At 74.2% G+C, this 16,034-nt stretch carries 16 protein-coding genes; 7 read left to right on the forward strand and 9 right to left on the reverse strand.

Annotation, left to right across the window (positions count from 1 at the left end; all coding sequences use genetic code 11):
- Nucleotides 1–47: 47 nt before the first annotated feature.
- Both AB0C78_RS17070 and AB0C78_RS17075 read left to right on the forward strand, forming a co-directional pair.
- On the forward strand, nucleotides 48–623 hold the full coding sequence (locus AB0C78_RS17070) for a peroxiredoxin-like family protein (protein WP_360748279.1): 576 nt from the start codon (nucleotides 48–50) through the stop codon (nucleotides 621–623).
- Nucleotides 620–1,396, forward strand: coding sequence for a class I SAM-dependent methyltransferase (locus AB0C78_RS17075; protein WP_360748282.1), 777 nt, complete (start codon nucleotides 620–622; stop codon nucleotides 1,394–1,396). The genes AB0C78_RS17070 and AB0C78_RS17075 overlap by 4 nt, the downstream gene beginning before the upstream one ends.
- 3 nt (nucleotides 1,397–1,399) lie before the next feature.
- Here AB0C78_RS17075 and AB0C78_RS17080 read toward each other — a convergent pair whose 3' ends face one another.
- The 3 genes from AB0C78_RS17080 to AB0C78_RS17090 form a co-directional block, all read right to left on the reverse strand.
- Entirely contained in the window at nucleotides 1,400–2,380 is a 981-nt protein-coding gene (locus AB0C78_RS17080; protein WP_151542915.1) for a zinc-binding dehydrogenase, read from the reverse strand.
- Entirely contained in the window at nucleotides 2,380–3,414 is a 1,035-nt protein-coding gene (locus tag AB0C78_RS17085; protein WP_360748285.1) for an aldo/keto reductase, read from the reverse strand. Before AB0C78_RS17085 ends, AB0C78_RS17080 begins: the two co-directional genes overlap by 1 nt.
- A gap of 109 nt (nucleotides 3,415–3,523) precedes the next feature.
- Nucleotides 3,524–4,384, reverse strand: coding sequence for a helix-turn-helix transcriptional regulator (locus tag AB0C78_RS17090; protein ID WP_151542919.1), 861 nt, complete (start codon nucleotides 4,382–4,384; stop codon nucleotides 3,524–3,526).
- Nucleotides 4,385–4,478: 94 nt separating this feature from the next.
- Here AB0C78_RS17090 and AB0C78_RS17095 point away from each other — a divergent pair, with 94 nt between their 5' ends.
- The 4 genes from AB0C78_RS17095 to AB0C78_RS17110 all read left to right on the forward strand — a co-directional run bounded on the left by AB0C78_RS17095 (nucleotide 4,479) and on the right by AB0C78_RS17110 (nucleotide 8,064).
- Nucleotides 4,479–5,066 (forward strand): hypothetical protein, encoded by a 588-nt coding sequence (locus tag AB0C78_RS17095; RefSeq protein ID WP_360748289.1) that lies wholly within the window; start codon nucleotides 4,479–4,481, stop codon nucleotides 5,064–5,066.
- A 73-nt stretch (nucleotides 5,067–5,139) separates the two neighbouring features.
- Nucleotides 5,140–6,222 carry an ABC transporter substrate-binding protein gene (locus tag AB0C78_RS17100; protein WP_360748292.1) on the forward strand — a complete coding sequence of 361 codons (1,083 nt, stop codon included), beginning with the start codon at nucleotides 5,140–5,142 and terminating at the stop codon, nucleotides 6,220–6,222.
- Entirely contained in the window at nucleotides 6,215–7,291 is a 1,077-nt protein-coding gene (locus tag AB0C78_RS17105) for an iron ABC transporter permease (protein WP_360748295.1), read from the forward strand. The genes AB0C78_RS17100 and AB0C78_RS17105 overlap by 8 nt, the downstream gene beginning before the upstream one ends.
- Complete coding sequence (locus tag AB0C78_RS17110) at nucleotides 7,291–8,064, forward strand: ABC transporter ATP-binding protein (protein WP_360748298.1); 774 nt, start codon at nucleotides 7,291–7,293, stop codon at nucleotides 8,062–8,064. Before AB0C78_RS17105 ends, AB0C78_RS17110 begins: the two co-directional genes overlap by 1 nt.
- Before the next feature lie 35 nt (nucleotides 8,065–8,099).
- On the opposite strand, the gene AB0C78_RS17115 is transcribed toward AB0C78_RS17110, so the two are convergent.
- The 4 genes from AB0C78_RS17115 to AB0C78_RS17130 all read right to left on the reverse strand — a co-directional run bounded on the left by AB0C78_RS17115 (nucleotide 8,100) and on the right by AB0C78_RS17130 (nucleotide 12,173).
- Nucleotides 8,100–9,311: a CaiB/BaiF CoA-transferase family protein gene (locus AB0C78_RS17115; RefSeq protein ID WP_360748301.1), complete on the reverse strand. Its 1,212-nt coding sequence runs from the start codon at nucleotides 9,309–9,311 to the stop codon at nucleotides 8,100–8,102.
- Nucleotides 9,312–9,318: 7 nt separating this feature from the next.
- Nucleotides 9,319–10,494, reverse strand: coding sequence for an acyl-CoA dehydrogenase family protein (locus AB0C78_RS17120; RefSeq protein WP_360748304.1), 1,176 nt, complete (start codon nucleotides 10,492–10,494; stop codon nucleotides 9,319–9,321).
- 55 nt (nucleotides 10,495–10,549) lie between these two features.
- On the reverse strand, nucleotides 10,550–11,350 hold the full coding sequence (locus AB0C78_RS17125) for an enoyl-CoA hydratase/isomerase family protein (protein WP_360748307.1): 801 nt from the start codon (nucleotides 11,348–11,350) through the stop codon (nucleotides 10,550–10,552).
- Nucleotides 11,351–11,477: 127 nt separating this feature from the next.
- Nucleotides 11,478–12,173 (reverse strand): GntR family transcriptional regulator, encoded by a 696-nt coding sequence (locus tag AB0C78_RS17130; RefSeq protein WP_360748310.1) that lies wholly within the window; start codon nucleotides 12,171–12,173, stop codon nucleotides 11,478–11,480.
- Between the two features lie 167 nt (nucleotides 12,174–12,340).
- Between AB0C78_RS17130 and AB0C78_RS17135 the strand changes: the two genes are divergently transcribed.
- Nucleotides 12,341–13,492, forward strand: a complete 1,152-nt coding sequence (locus tag AB0C78_RS17135) for an acyl-CoA dehydrogenase family protein (protein WP_360748313.1) — start codon at nucleotides 12,341–12,343, stop codon at nucleotides 13,490–13,492.
- Between the two features lie 12 nt (nucleotides 13,493–13,504).
- On the opposite strand, the gene glpK is transcribed toward AB0C78_RS17135, so the two are convergent.
- On the reverse strand, nucleotides 13,505–15,031 hold the full coding sequence (gene glpK, locus AB0C78_RS17140; protein WP_360748316.1) for a glycerol kinase GlpK: 1,527 nt from the start codon (nucleotides 15,029–15,031) through the stop codon (nucleotides 13,505–13,507).
- Between the two features lie 99 nt (nucleotides 15,032–15,130).
- Nucleotides 15,131–15,898 carry an IclR family transcriptional regulator gene (locus tag AB0C78_RS17145; protein ID WP_151542937.1) on the reverse strand — a complete coding sequence of 256 codons (768 nt, stop codon included), beginning with the start codon at nucleotides 15,896–15,898 and terminating at the stop codon, nucleotides 15,131–15,133.
- Nucleotides 15,899–16,034 lie beyond the last annotated feature (136 nt).

Raw genomic sequence — 16,034 nt, forward strand, 5'->3', positions numbered from 1 at the left:
TACGCTTACGATCGTAGGTGTACGCCATACGCTTAAAGGAGCGACGCATGCGCCTGGCCCCAGGATCCGACGTCCCGGCCCGCGAGCTGACCCCGGTCGGCGGCCCGCCGGTCCCCGTCCCCGACCCCGCCCACCTCGTCCACCTGCAGTTCCGCCGGTTCGCGGGCTGCCCGATCTGCAACCTGCACCTGCGCTCGTTCGTCGTCCGGCACGCCGAGATCGAGGCCGCCGGCATCCGCGAGATCGTGGTGTTCCACTCCCCCGACGAGGAGCTGCGCGAGCACGTCACCGGCCTGCCGTTCCCCGTCGTCGGCGACCCCTCGAAGAGGCTGTACGCCGAGTTCGGCGTCGAGTCCGCGCGCCGGGCGCTGCTCGACCCGCGCGTGTGGGGCCCGCTGCTGTGGGCCGTGATCACCGGGACCTGGCAGGTGATCCGGGGCCGCGAGCACCTGCCGTCGTCCAGCCCCGCCGGCGGCCGGCTGGGCCTGCCCGGCGACTTCCTGATCGGCGCGGACGGGCGCCTGGTCGCGGCGAAGTACGGCGAGCACGCCTACGACCAGTGGTCGGTCGACGAGCTGCTGGCCCTGGCCGCCGAGGCGCCCGCCCCGGCGCGGAAGGCATGACCGTGGAACCCGCCGACCGCGCCGCGGACGCCGCCCGCTACGAGGTGGTCAGCGGCGGGTACGACGCCGCCCTCTTCGCCGCCGCCGCCGTCCCGTCCACCGGGCGCGTGCTCGACATCGGCTGCGGCTACGGCGCGACCTCGCGGCGCGCCGCACGGCTCGCCGCGCGCGGGAGCGTCCTCGGCAACGACATCTCGGAGCCCCTCCTCGCCCAGGCCCGCGCGTTCGCCGACGACGAGGGCCTGGGCAACGTCGCGTTCGAGGCGGGCGACGCGCAGACGCATCCGTTCCCCGGCGGGGAGTTCGACGTCGCGATCAGCCGGTTCGGCATGATGTTCTTCCGCGACCCGGTGGCCGCCTTCGGCAACGTGCGCCGGGCCCTGAAGGCGGGCGGACGGCTGGTGTTCACGACCGTCGGCCCGCCCGGCGGCAACGACCTGCCGGGCATCGTCGCGGCCGCCATGCCCCCGGCGATGGCGGACGCGCCCCCTTCCGACGTGCACTCGCTGTCCCGGCCCGACCGGATCGCGGCCGTCCTCGGCGCCGCCGGGTTCACCGACGTCCGCTCCGAACCGGTCGAGACGTCGATCGTCCTCGGGCCGGACGCGGAGGCGGCCGCCTCGTTCGTCCTCGCCTGGAGCGCCTTCGGCGGCGCCCCGGACGAAGCCGCCGCCGGACGCGCGCGGGCCGCGCTGGCCGACGCGGCCCGCCCGTTCGAGACGCCCGGCGGCGTCCGGCTGCGGGGCACCGCGTGGCTGGTCACGGCGGTGTGAGCGTCAGCCGCGCACCGCGAGGACGAGCTTGCCGGTCGTGGCGCCCGACTCGATGCGCCGGTGCGCCTCCGCGGCCTGCTCCAGGGGCAGCTCCTCCACCTGCAGCCGCAGGTCACCGGAGGCCGCGGCGGCCACGGCGCGGCGCAGCGCCCGGCCCGCGTCCGCCGGGAACGCCGCCGAGAACGCGGCGAGGTTGAACCCCGACACGGACTTGTTGGTGAACCACAGCTCGTTCGCCGACACGCCCACGTCGTCCGCGCCGGACGCGTTGCCCATCACGATCATCCGGCCCATCGGGGCGAGGGCGTCGAGGCTGGTGCGGCGCGCCGGGCCGCCGACCATGTCCACCACGATGTCGAACCCGCGCCCGCCGGTGAGGTCCGCGACCCGGTCCGGCAGCTCGTCGCGGAGCACGACGTCGTCGTAGCCGAAACCGCGCGCCGTCTCGATCTTCGCCGGGCCGCCGACGGTGCCGGCCACCCGGCCCGCGCCGAGCTGCCGGGCCGCCTGGCCGAGCTGGCTGCCGACGCCGCCGGCGGCGGCGTGCACGAGCACGGTCTCGCCCGGCTCGATGCGCGCCGCCCGGTCCAGGACGAGGAACGCGGTCGTGCTGTTGGACGGGATCGCGGCGGCGACGTCCAGGCCCAGGTCGAGGCCGTCCAGCGGCGCGACCAGGTCCGCGGACGTCACGACGACCTCGGCGTAGCCGCCGCTGTCGACGATCGTCAGCGCGGCGACGGGCTGGCCGGGACGCAGCCCCTCGACGTCGGGCCCGACCGCGCGGACGTGCCCGGACACCTCGATCCCGGGGACGAACGGCAGCGGCACGTCCACGACGCCCCGCCGGTACAGCACCTCGGCGAAGTTGGCGCCCGCGTACGCGACGTCGATGGACACCTGCCCCGGTCCCGGCTCGGGGACCTTGATCTCGTCCACGCGCAGCACGTCGGCCTCGCCGAACGCGGGAATGGTGACGGCCTTCATCAGTAACGCCCTCCAACGGCCGCGGGGACGGCGTCCAGCTCGGCCAGGTCGGTCTCGGTGAGGTCGAGGTCGGCGGCCCCGGCGTTGTCGCGCAGGTACCGCTGCTTCTTCGTACCCGGGATCGGGATGACGTGCTCGCCCTGCGCGAGCGTCCAGGCGATGGCCACCTGCGCCGGGGTGGCGCCGTGCCGCTCGGCGACGGCCTTCACGACGTCGACGATCCGCAGGTTGGCCTTCAGCGCCTCCTCCTGGAAGCGCGGGTTGGCGCCACGGAAGTCGCCGTCCTCGAAGTCGGCGGCGGTGACGGTCCCGGTGAGGAACCCGCGGCCGAGCGGCGAGAACGGGACGAACGCCGCGCCGTTGGCGGCGCACCAGCCCACCACGTCGCCCGCGTCGCCCGCGCCGGAGACCGCACCGGAGACCGCGCCGGAGACCGCGCCGACGCCGTCGCCGGCGGCCTGCGTCCCCGGCTGCCCGAGCGCGTCGCGCGTCCACAGCGACAGCTCGGACTGGACCGCCGCGACCGGGTGGATCGCGTGCGCCTCGGCGGCCTGCGCCACGCTGACCTCCGAAAGGCCGAGCCGGCGCACCTTGCCCTCGGCGACCAGCTCCGCCATCGCGCCCCAGGTGTCGGCGAGCGGCACGTCCGGGTCGACGCGGTGCAGGTAGTAGAGGTCGATCACGTCGGTGTCCAGGCGGCGGAGGCTGTCCTCGGCGGACGCCTTGACGTGCTCCGGCCGCCCGTTCCGGACGATCTTCCGCGTGGCCAGCGACTCGACGACGAGGCCCGTCTTCGTGGCGAGCACGGCTTCGTCGCGGCGGCCGGCGAGGGCCCGCCCGACCAGCGTCTCGTTGTGGCCGTCGCCGTAGGGCTGCGCCGTGTCCAGGAACGTGACGCCCATGTCGAGCGCCTCCCGGATCAGCGCCACCGACGCGTCGTCGTCGCGCTCGGACTCGGTGTACGCCCAGCTCATGCCCATGCAGCCGAGGCCGACCGCGCCGACCGGCGTACCTGCGAAATCACGATTCCTCACGGCCGTTCCCTTCATCCGGTTCCTTCGGGAACGATCGTGCCGGACCGCCGGAGGGGCAGACAGACTCCGCTCATCCTGGGTCTGCCACCACCACCCTCGCGGGCGCGGGTCAGCTCGCCGCGGCCAGCCCGCGCCGCGCCATCAGCCTCTCCAGGCGCTCCAGGGTGCCGGTGCCGGGCCGCGGGTTCTGCAGCACGAGGTGGGTGCCGGGACGGTCGGCGAGCGGCAGCAGCGTCCCCTCGAAGACCATCTCGCCGGCCTCGGGATGGCGGACGCCCTTCACCGCCTGGATGGCCGAGCTGACCTCGTGCCGGGGCCACAGCTCGGCGAACTCCGGGCTGGCCGCGATCATGTCGTCGGCGATCCGGCCGAACTCCGGGTCGTCGGGGTAGCGGGCGGCGTCCGCGCGGAAGCGGGCGACGACGTCCGGCGCCGCCGCGGCCCATTCCATGTGCATCTCGCGGTAGCGGGCGTTGGTGAAGAACGACACCAGGCAGTTGTGGTCGGTGTCGCCGAACCCGAACACCGCGCGGGCCGCGTCGTTGATCGCGACGAAGTTCCAGTGCCGGTCCCGGACGTAGGCGGGCCGCGGCGACCACGCGTCCAGCACCCGCTGCAGCTCCGGCGTGATCGGGACGGCGGGACCGGCCTCGCGCCGCGGCGGGTTCAGCCCGGCCAGCAGGTACAGGTGCTCGCGCTCGGCGGCGTCGAGCCGGAGCGCGCGGGCGATGGCGTCCAGCACCTCGCCGGACACCTTGATGTCGCGTCCCTGCTCCAGCCACGTGTACCAGGACACGCCGACGCCGGCGAGCACGGCGACCTCCTCGCGCCGCAGGCCCGGCGTCCGGCGCCGGCCCGCGTCGGGCATGCCGACGTCGGCGGGCGTGAGCCGGGCGCGGCGGGTGCGCAGGAAGTCGCGCATCTCCTCGCGGCGGCGGTCGGGTGCGGAGGCGGGGGTCGTCCTGGCCATGCCGCCACGATATCCGGCGGCCGGGTCGTGGGCGGCGGGTCATGATCGTCGGGGGCGGCGGCGGGTCCCCGGGACCCGGCTCTAGGCTGGCCACGTGATCGGCTCGGGGACGGCGGCGGCGCGCTGGGCGCGCGGCGGCTTCCTCGCCGCCGCCTGCGCGCTGCTCTCGCTCGCCGGCCACGTCGTGGGCGGCGCCTGCTGCCTGCCGCCGCTCCCGGCGATCCTCGCCGCGGGCGGGGTGGTGGGCGCGCTGTGCGTCGGGCTCGCCGGGCGGATGATGTCGTTCCGGCGGATCCTGGCCGTCGTCGGGTGGGCGCAGGTCGCCTTCCACCTCGCGTTCACCGTGTCCGCGTCGTCCCCCGCCCACCACATGGCGCCCGGCGCGGAGCCGATGGCGGCGCCCGGTCTCGCGATGGGCCCGCCGATGCTGGCGGGCCACGCGGCCGCCGCCCTCGCGGCCTCGGTCCTGCTCGCGTACGCCGAGCGGGCCCTGTGGTGGCTGTACGGGGCGGTCTTCGCGGTCGTCCTCGCCCGGCTGATCGTCCGGGCGCCCGCTCCGGCGCACCGTCCGCCGTGGCCGGTGGTGGTCGCGGACGACCCCGCGCCGCGCCGCGGCGTCCTGCTCGCCCGCGCCGTCCGGCGCCGCGGGCCTCCCCCGGTGGTCCTGCAGCACGCCGCCTAACCGCGCCGAAGAGCGCGGTCGGTTCGGCGTGCCTTCGCCATGCCCTGATGACCACCGGAAACAAGGAACTCCCATGTTCGAAGGCAAGCCGTCCCGGCGGGCCGCGCTGTGCGCGCTGGCCGCCGGGGCGCTCCTGGGCGCCGCCGCGTGCTCGGGCTCCCCCGCCGGCGAGGCGTCCGACGTCCCGACCGGCGCCCCTGGCAAGACCTCCTATCCCCTGACCATCCGCAACTGCGGGCAGAAGGTGACGTTCGCCGGGCCGCCGCGGCGGGTGCTGATCCTGAACGGGACGTCGGTCGCCGAGTCGGAGAGCTTCGTGCTGCTCGGGCTGCAGGGCCGCGTCCTCGCGAACGCCCAGTCGTACGGCGTGTCGGACGACCCGTCGATGGTCGCGGCCGTGAAGGCGCTGCCGACCGGCGGGCTCACCATGAACCGGAACTTCGAGGTGCCCGCCGAGCAGGTCCTCGCCGCCAAACCCGATCTCGTGGTCTCGACGTGGTCGGGCGGGTTCGACGCCAAGCGCGGCCTCGCGACCCGCGAGCAGCTCGCCGCCGCCGGCATCACCACCCTCGTCAACCCGGTGAACTGCGCCTACGGCAAGCCGAGCGCGTCGGACGCCGAGAAGCGGGCGTACGAGCGGATCTCGATCGAGTCGTCGTACGACTTCCTCGCCCTGCTCGGCCGGGTCTTCGACGTCCAGCGGAAGGCCGCGGACGTGTCGGCGGGCCTGCGGCGGCGCGTCGACGCGGTCCGGGCGCGGGTCGCCGGCAAGCCGGCGCGGAAGGTGCTGATCGTCTATCCCGGCATGTCGATGATGAACGCCGCCGGGCTGCCCGCCGTCATGACCGGGCGCATCACCGACGAGGTGATCTGGGCGGCCGGCGGCGTCAACGCGTTCGCCGGGCGGTCGCGCGACGTCACCGCCACGCTCACGAAGGAGCAGCTGGCCATGGCGCAGGTCGACGTCCTCGCCGTGGGCGCCTTCACCCCGTCCGAGGACCCGGCCGCGGAGGCGCGCAAGCTGTTCGCCGAGTACCCGCAGTGGCAGGCGTCCAAGACCGGCTCTTACACGACCGTCGCGGACGGCGCGTTCCTCGGTCCGCTCAACGCCTGGGCGGTCGAGAAGCTGGCGAAGGCGGTGCACGGCGATGGCTGAGCGCAGCGTGATCGCCGAGCGCCCGGCGCGGCGGCGGGGCCCGCACCTGGTGCCCGGCCGGATGGTCGCCGTCCTGCTCGCCGGGCTCGCCGCCGCGTTCGCCGCCATCGCCGTCGCGGGCATCACCATCGGCTCGGTCGACCTGCCGCCCGGTGCGGTCTGGCGGGTGATCGCCTCCCACCTCACCGGCGCGGCGTCCCCGGACCCGCTGCGCGACCAGGTGATCTGGGAGATCCGCACGCCCCGCGTGCTGGTCGCGGCCCTCGTCGGCGCGGGGCTGAGCGTCGCCGGCGTGGCGCTGCAGGCGCTCGTCCGCAACCCGCTCGCCGACCCGTACGTCCTCGGCGTGTCGGCGGGGGCGTCGCTGGGCGCGGTGCTGGTCGTCTCGTTCGGCGCGACGGCGTTCGGCGGGCTCGGCGTGACCGGCGCGGCGTTCGCGACGGCGGCGCTGAGCGTCCTGGCCGTCTACGCGCTCGCGCAGCGCGGCGGGCGGCTGCTGGACTCGCGGCTCGTGCTGGCCGGGGTCGCCGTCGGGTACCTGTGCTCGGCCGCGACGAGCTTCGTGCAGCTGCGGCTCGACCCGTCGGAGCTGCAGGGCCTGATGTTCTGGCTGATGGGCAGCGTCGCGGGCGCGACCTGGTCCGACCTCGGCGTGCCCGCCGCCGTCATCGCGGCGTGCACGCTGTTCCTGCTGCTGCGGGGACGGGGCATGAACGCGCTGCTGGCCGGGGACGACGCGGCCGCCGGGCTCGGCGCGTCCGTGCCGGCACTGCGGATCGCTCTGCTGGTCGTCGCGTCGCTGCTGACGGCGACGTCGGTCAGCGTCGTCGGCGGGATCGGGTTCGTCGGGCTGATGGTGCCGCACGCCGCCCGGTTCCTCGTCGGCGCCGACCACCGCCGGGTGCTGCCGGTCGCGGCGCTCGGCGGCGCGGTGTTCCTCGTCGCGGTCGACATCGCGGCGCGCACCGCCGACCGGCCCAACGAGCTGCCGATCGGCATCTTCACCACCGGCCTCGGCGTGCCGTTCTTCCTGTGGCTGCTGCGGCGGCGCGCGGGAGGCGCGGGCTGATGCGGCTCGACATCGCGGGCGTCACCGCCGAGATCGACGGCACCACGATCGTGTCGGACGTGGACCTGGTCGCCGAGCCCGGCGCGTTCGTCGGGCTCATCGGCCCGAACGGCAGCGGCAAGTCGACGCTGCTGCGCACCGTGTACCGGTCGCTGCGGCCGTCCGCCGGGGTGGTGTCGCTGGACGGCGACGACCTGTGGCGGATGCGGGCGCGGCGGGCGGCGCTGCGGCGGGCGGTCGTCACCCAGCACGGCGACCTCGGCGGCGAGTTCTCCGTCGCCGAGGTCGTCGCGATGGGGCGGGCACCGCACAAGGGCGTCCTCGAACGCGAGAACGCCGCGGATCGCGCCGTGGTGGCGGACGCGCTGGAACGGGTCGGGCTGGCGCACGCGTCCGACCGGCTGTTCTCCACCCTGTCGGGCGGGGAGCGGCAGCGCGCGCTGGTCGCGCGGGCTCTGGCGCAGGAGGCACCGCTGCTGATCCTCGACGAGCCGACCAACCACCTGGACGTCCGCGCGCAGCTCGGCCTGCTCGACCTGGTCCGGTCGCTCGGGCTGACACTGCTGGCCGCGCTGCACGACCTCGACCACGCGGCCGCCTACTGCGACCGGGTGGTCGTCCTGCAGAGCGGGCGGGTCCGGGCGTCCGGGCCGCCGCTGGAGGTGCTGACGCCGGAGTTCGTCGCGGACGTGTTCGGGGTGCGCGCCCACATCGGCGCGCACCCCATCACGGGCCGCCCGCACATCGCCGTCGCCTCGGCGGAGCCATGGTGATCCGCGACGGCGGGTGATCTCCGGGACCGTGCCGCTCAGGTGGCCGGCGGCGCCGCCGCGTGCAGCCGCACGGTCCCGGACTCGCTCAGCCGCCCGATCGCCGCGTCGTCACGGCCCAGCTCGCGCAGCACGGCCTCGGTGTGCTCGCCGAGCGCCGGGACCGGGTCCATCCGCGCCTCGACGTCGGCGAACGTGATCGGCGGGCGGATCGCGCGGATCGTCCCGACCGGGGAGCCGGCCTCGCGCCAGCGGTCGCGCTCGGCGAGCTGCGGGTGCGCGATCAGCCCGCGGGTGTCGTTCAGCGACGCGTTCGCGACGCCCGCCTCATCCAGCCGGCGTAGCAGCTCCTCGCGGCCCATCGCCGACGTGACGCCGGAGACGATCGCGTCCACCTTCTCGCGGTTGCGGACCCGCGCCAGGTTCGTCGCGTATTCGGGATCGGTGACGAGGTCAGGACGGTCCAGGACGCCGTTCGCCAGCGCCGCCCAGCCGCGGTCGTTCTGCACGCCGATGACGACGTCGACCCCGTCGGCGGTCGGGTAGGCGTCGTACGGGGAGATCACCGGGTGGCTCAGCCGGGTCCGCGGCGGCACCGAGCCCGTGTAGAGGGTCGTGTACATCGCCTGGCTCATCCATTCGGCGACCGCGTCGAACATGGTGACCTCGATCGCCGCGCCCTCGCCGGTGGTGCCGCGCCGGACGAGCGCCGCGAGCGTCCCGGAGAAGGCGTACATCCCGGCGGCGATGTCGGCCAGCGGCGAGCCCGCCTTCACCGGCGTCTCCGGGGTTCCCGTCACCGAGATCAGCCCCGCCTCGGCTTGGACGAGCATGTCGTAGGCGCGCTTGTCGCGGTACGGGCCGCGCGTCCCGTATCCGGACATGTCGACGACGATCAGCCGGGGGTCGCGGGACCGCAGCTCCTCCGCGCCGAAGCCGAGGCGGGCGGCGGCGCCGGGGGCGAGATTCTGCAGGAACACGTCCGCGCCCGCGACCAGCTCGGCGAGGATCGCGCGCCCCTCGTCCTGCTTGAGGTCGAGCGCGACCGACTCCTTCGACCGGTTCAGCCACGCGAAGTGGGTGCCGAGCCCGCCGCGCACGTTCGCGTCGTAGGCGCGGGCGAAGTCGCCGCCGTCCACGCGCTCGACCTTGATGACGCGGGCGCCGAGGTCGGCGAGCTGCCGGGTGGCGAACGGCGCCGCCACCGCCTGCTCCAGAGCGACGACGGTGATGCCTTCGAGGGGGAGCATCTGCGCCTCAGCCCTCCAGCAGCCGGCGGCCGATGATCATCTTCTGGATGTCGGCGGTGCCCTCGCCGATCAGCAGCATCGGCGCCTCCCGGTAGAGCCGCTCGATCTCGTACTCCTTGGAGTAGGCGTAGCCGCCATGGATGCGGAAGGCGTCCTCCACGACCTCCTTGCAGTACTCGCTGGCCAGGTACTTGGCCATGCCCGCCTCGAGGTCGTTGCGCTCGCCGGAGTCCTTGCGGCGCGCCGCCATCACCATCATCTGGTGCGCGGCCTCGACCTTCGTCGCCATCTCGGCGAGCCGGAACATGACGGCCTGGTGCTCGGCGATCGGCTTGCCGAACGTCTCGCGCCGCCGCGCGTAGTCGAGGGCCAGCTCGTAGGCGCGACGGGCGACGCCGCACCCGCGGGCCGCGACGTTGACGCGGCCCACCTCGACGCCGTCCATCATCTGGTAGAAGCCGCGCCCGGGCGTCCCGCCCAGGATCTGCGCGGACGGGATCCGGTAGGCGTCGAAGATCAGCTCGGTCGTGTCGACGCCCTTGTACCCCATCTTCTCGATCTTCCCGGGGACGGTCAGGCCGGGCGCGACCTCCCCGAACCCGGGCGTCTTGTCGACCAGGAACGTCGTCATGCCGCGGTGCCCGGCGTCCGGGTCGGTCTTGACGAGCGTGGCGACGAGGTTCGCGGAGCCGCCGTTGGTCAGCCACATCTTCTGGCCATCGATCATGTACGCGTCGCCGTCCGGCACGGCGCGGGTCCTGATCGCCGAGACGTCCGAGCCGCAGCCCGGCTCCGACATCGAGAACGCGCCGCGGATCTCCCCGGTCGCCATCTTCGGCAGGTAGTGCGCCTTCTGCTCCGGCGTGCCGTGATGGGTGATCATCCAGGCGACGATGAAGTGGGTGTTGACGATGCCGGACACGCTCATCCAGCCGCGCGACAGCTCCTCCACCGCCAGCGCGTAGGTCAGCAGCGACTCGCCGAGCCCGCCGTGCTCCTCGCCGATCATCAGCCCGAACAGGCCGAGCCCCTTCATCCCGTCCACGATCGCCTGCGGGTACGCGTCGGCGTGCTCCAGCTCCGTGGCGACCGGGAGGATCTCCTTGTCGACGAACGCCCGCACCGTCGCGACGATCTCCCGCTGCTCGTCCGTCAGCCCGTAGGTCTGCTGCAGCCTGCTCACGTTCCATTCCCTCCCGGATCAGACGCCTGCGCGAAGAAGTCGCGGGGCCGGCGGCTCAACGGCCCTCGAAACGGGCGGCGCGGCGCTCGGCGAACGCGGCGCGGCCCTCGGCGAAGTCGGCGGTGCCGAACAGCGCGGCCTGCTCCTCCCGCTCCGCCTCCAGCAGCCGCTTCAGGCTGTGGTCGGCGCGCGCGAGCAGCCGTTTCGCGGCGGCGACCGACAGCGGGGCGAGCGACGCCGCCTCGGCGGCCAGTTCCAGCGCCGCGTCCAGCGCCTTGCCCGGCGGGGCGAGCGAGTCGGCGAGCCCGATCTCGAAGGCCCGCGGCGCGGGCACCGTGCGGCCGAACACGAGCATCTCCTTGGCGCGGCCCATCCCGACGCGCTGCGGGAGCGTCCACAGCAGCCCGCCGTCGGCGACCAGCCCGACCTTGCCGAACGCCGCGACGAACCGGGCGTCCTCGGCGGCCACCACGTGGTCGCAGATCGCGGCGAGGGACACGCCGAGCCCGGCGGCGGCGCCCTCCACGGCCGCGATCACCGGTGTCCCGCAGGTCGCGATGATCCGGACGGCCCGGTGCACCGGCGCCAGCCGCTCGCGGACCTCGTCCGGCCCGGCGCCCTCCATCGACCGCAGGTCGCCGCCCGCCGAGAACGTGCCGCCCGCGCCGGTCAGCACGATCGCGCGGACGGCCGGGTCGTCGGCGGCGCGCCGCAGCTCGTCCAGGAGCCGCAGGCGCACCGGGATGTCGATCGCGTTGCGCGCGCCGGGACGGTTCAGCGTCAGGACCCGGGTCGCGTCGTGGTCGTCGACCTCGACGACGTCGCCGGCGTCCTCGGCGTCCTCGGCGGCGGTCACGCGCCTGCCGCCGATCCGCGCGCGGGGGCGGGCGGTGCTGCGGAGTCCCGGTCGTCCATCGATCCCTCCCTGGCAATTTTTTATACGATATGGGGAGAGGTCGACCCCGGGAAGGGGCGACCCCCGGTCAGCCGGCCTGGCCGGCCCAGAACCCCTGCGCCTCCAGGTGCACGACCAGCAGCGTCCCGGCGTGCCTGATGTGCGCGCGCATCGCGCCGCGCGCGGCCTCGGCGTCCTCGGCCCGCAGCGCCGCGAGGATCAGCTGGTGGTCGTCGACGGAGGCCTGGCTCCAGCCCTGGATGCTGGAGTAGAAGCGGCGCGGCGCGTACCGCACCACCAGCTGCAGCAGCCACGCCGTCTTCGGCGAGTCGGCGCACAGGTTGATCACCCGGTGGAACTGGTGGTTGGCCCGCTCGATGCCCTCGGCGTCCGCGGCCTTGGACGCCTGTTCCAGCAAGCGCTGCGTCTGGTCGAGCGCCTGCAGCTCGTCCCGCGTGATCTTCTCGGCGGCGCGGCTGGCCAGCTCGCCGGCGAAGTAGGCCTGCGCCTCGAACAGGTCCTGGACGTCCTGGCGCGACAGCGGCGCCGGCATGAACCCGCGGCGCGGCTCCAGCGTGACGAAGCCCTCGCCGCGCAGCGACAGCAGCGCCTCGCGGACCGGGGTGACGCTGATCCCGAGGTCGTCGGCGATCCGCTCGAGCCGGAGGAACTCCCCGTGCCTGACCTGGCCGGACATGATGAGCTCGCGGACGTAGGCGGCCACCTCGTCGCTGAGCTGGCGGCGCCTGCCGAGGGCCCGGCCGCCGGATATCGGCACTGTCATCGTCTCCCCGTGCGCCTGCGTGATCCCCAACATTATGTAGGAGACGGGCGCTTCTCCCCGGGTCCCGTCGCCGGATTCCCGGCCGCTCGAAGTTGACAACGATTGTTTTCAAATCAAATATATGAAAGGGCGCTCGCCGGCGCCAGGGCTCGAGGAGGACGGCAGCCGTGTTCACGCTGAGCGACGAGGAGCGCGCCATCGTCGAGGTCGTCGCGGACTTCGTCGACAAGGAGGTCCGGCCGGCGGCCCGCGACCTCGAGCACGCCGACGCCTACCCCGAGCACCTGATCGCCCGCATGAAGGAGCTGGGCGTCTACGGGCTCGCCGTGCCCGAGCCGTACGGCGAGGTCTCGGTCTCGAAAACCTGCTACGCCCTCGTCACCGAGGAGCTGGCGCGCGGCTGGATGTCGCTCGCGGGCGCGTTCGGCGGGCACACGGTCGTCTCGCACCTGCTCGCGGTCTTCGGCACCGAGGAGCAGAAGCGCCGGTACCTGCCCCGGATGGCGACCGGCGAGCTGCGCGCCACGATGGCGCTGACCGAGCCGTCCGGCGGCTCCGACCTGCAGTCGATGGGCACGACGGCGCGCCGTGACGGCGACCGGTACGTGATCGACGGCGCCAAGATGTGGATCACCAACGCGCGCATGTCCGGCCTGATCGCGCTGCTGTGCAAGACCGACCCCGACGCCGAGCCCCGCCACCGCGGCATCAGCATCCTGCTGGTCGAGAAGGGCCCGGGCCTGACCGTCTCCCGCGACCTGCCGAAGCTCGGCTACAAGGGCGTGGAGAGCTGCGAGCTGTCGTTCGACGGCCACGAGGCGCCGCTGGACGCGGTGCTCGGCGGCGAGGAGGGCCGCGGGTTCGCGCAGATGATGCGCGGTCTGGAGGTCGGCCGGATCCAGGTCGCGGCGCGCGCGCTCGGCGTGGCCCGGGCCGCGCTGGAGGACTCCGTCCGCTACGCCCAGGAGCGCGAGGCGTTCGGCAAGCCGATCTGGAAGCACCAGTCCGTCGGCAACTACCTCGCCGACATGGCCACCGAGCTGCGCGCGGCGCGGCTGCTCACCCTCGACGCCGCCGAACGGCTGGACGCCGGCGAGCGGTGCGACATGGAGGCGGGCATGGCCAAGCTCTACGCGTCCGAGGCGGCGATGCGGATCGCCCTCAACGCCGTCCGGATCCACGGCGCGGCGGGCTACTCCACCGAGTTCGACATCGAGCGCTACTTCCGGGACGCCCCGCTGATGATCGTCGGCGAGGGCACCAACGAGATCCAGCGCAACGTGATCGTCAAGCAGCTCGTCGAGCGGAACCGGATCTGACGCGCCGCGCGCTCAAGGCGCGTCGTCGGGCTCCTCGCCCGCCCGGATCCAGTCGAAGGTGCGCTCCACGGCGCGCTTCCAGTTGTCGTACTCGTGGTCGCGGCGGCCCGCGTCCATCGCCGGGACCCAGCGGGCCGCGCGGTGCCAGTTGCGCCGCAGCCCCTCCAGCCCCGCCCAGTAGCCGACGGCCAGCCCGGCGGCGTACGCGGCGCCGAGCGAGACGGTCTCGACCACCATCGGCCGCGCCACCGGCACGTTCAGCATGTCGGCGACCATCTGCATCAGCAGGTTGTCCGAGGTCATGCCGCCGTCGGCCTTCAGCTCCCGGAGGCTGAGCCCGGAGTCGCGGTTCATCGCGTCCACGACCTCGCGGGTCTGCCAGCCGGTCGCCTCCAGCACCGCCCGCGCCAGGTGGCCCTTGGTGATGTAGGAGGTCAGGCCGACGATGATGCCGCGGGCCTCGCTGCGCCAGTGCGGCGCGAACAGCCCGGAGAACGCCGGGACGATGTAGCAGCCGCCGTTGTCGCTCACCGTCCGGGCGAGCGTCTCGATCTCCGGCGCGGTGGTGATCAGCCCGAGCCCGTCGCGGAACCACTGGACGAGCGCGCCGGTGATCGCGATCGAGCCCTCCAGCGCGTACACGGCCGGCTCGTCGCCGATCTTGTAGCCGACGGTGGTGAGCAGCCCGTTCTCCGACCGCACCGGCTTCGTCCCGGTGTTCATCAGCAGGAACGCGCCGGTGCCGTAGGTGCACTTGGTCTCGCCGGGCGCGAAGCACGTCTGGCCGAACAGCGCCGCCTGCTGGTCGCCGAGCGCGGCGCCGACCCGCACCCCGGGGAACACCCGGCGGGCCGTCCCGTAGGTCTCGGTGGACGACCTGATCTCCGGCAGCATCGCCCGCGGCACCCCGAAGAACGCGAGCAGGTCGTCGTCCCAGGACAGCGTGTGCAGGTCCATCAGCAAGGTGCGGCTGGCGTTGGTGACGTCGGTGACGTGCACGCCGCCGTCGACGCCGCCGCTGAGATTCCAGATCAGCCAGCTCTCCATGGTGCCGAACAGCACCTCGCCGCGCTCGGCGCGCTCGCGCAGGCCGGGCGTGTGGTCGAGCAGCCAGCGGATGCGCGGCGCGGAGAAGTAGGTGGCGAGGGGCAGGCCGCTGCGCTCGGTGACGATCGCGGCGCCGGGCGCGCGGCCCAGCTCGTCGACCAGGGCGCCGGTCCGCATGTCCTGCCACACGATGGCGCGGCCGATGGGCACGCCGGTGAGCCGGTCCCACAGCACGGTCGTCTCGCGCTGGTTGGCGATGCCGACGGCCGCGACCTGGTTCGCCGTCACGCCCGCCTGGGCGAGCGCCTCCGGCGCGATCCGCTCCAGGTTCCGCCAGATCTCCATCGGGTCGTGCTCGACCCAGCCGGGCTTCGGGAAGTGCTGCCGGTGCTCGCGCTGCGCCACCGACACCAGCCGGCCGCCGTGGTCGAACAGGATGCACCGGGTCGAGGTGGTGCCCTGGTCGATCGACATCACGTAGCGTTCGGTCACGTTGCGCCCTCTCCCCCGCCGTGCCCCTTCCCCGTCTCCCGGGCCCGCCGGGCGCCGGCCGGCGCCGCCGTCCGCCCCGCCATCAGCGGCCCCCGCGCGTCACCATCGCGAGCCCCCGAGGTCGCGGGAGACGGCGCGGGCCGCGTCCCGCACGAACGCCACCAGCCGGGGCTCGGGGGCGCGGCCGGTGTCGCAGATCCGCTCGACCGCGCCGGAGATCCCGATGGCCCCGACGACGAGTCCCCCGTACCCGCGGATCGGGGCGGCGATGCCGGCCTCGCCGATGGACAGCTCCTCGACCTCCGCCGCCCAGCCGTTCTCCCGGACCCGGGTGGCGGCCCGTGCGAGCAGGCGCGGATCGGTGATCGTCCGGCGGCAGTAGGACTCCAGCTCGGTGTCGCGGATGGACGCCGCCGCGTTGGCGTCGTGCGCCAGCAGCGCCTTGCCGAGCGCGGTCGCGTGCAGCGGCAGCAGCGACCCGACGTCCAGCGCCTGGAGGGTGTCGTCGGGCCGGAAGACGTGGTGGACGACCAGGACCTTCCCGTCGAGCAGGGTGCCGATGCGGACGGCCTCGCCGCTGCGCGAGGCGAGCGCGTCGGCCCAGTTGATCGCCCGGGAGCGCAGCTCGTTGACGTCCAGGTAGCTGGTGCCGAGGTGGAGCAGGGCGGCGCCGAGCTGGTACTTTCCGGTGCCGCCGTCCTGCTCGACGAAGCCGACCCGCTCCAGGGTGCGCAGGATGCCGTGCGCGGTGCCGCGGGCGAGCCCGAGCGAGCTGGCGATCTCACCGACGCCGAGCCGGCCGGAGCTGGCGGCGAGCAGCCGCAGGATCGCGGCGGCCCGCTCGATCGACTGCACAGGTCCGGGCATGAACCCGATGCTAGTTCTCGGGCCAGGGTGCCGACAATGTCGGCAGCCGTCGTCATCACCGCCGTTTCCGTCCCGAACTGCCCGGATTCTGTGATCTGGTGCACAGGGGGGAGGGTAACCGGCGCCGGGCGGCGGG

Source organism: Actinomadura sp. NPDC048394 (genome assembly GCF_040651755.1).
In the GTDB taxonomy this organism is placed as follows: domain Bacteria; phylum Actinomycetota; class Actinomycetes; order Streptosporangiales; family Streptosporangiaceae; genus Spirillospora; species Spirillospora montaniterrae.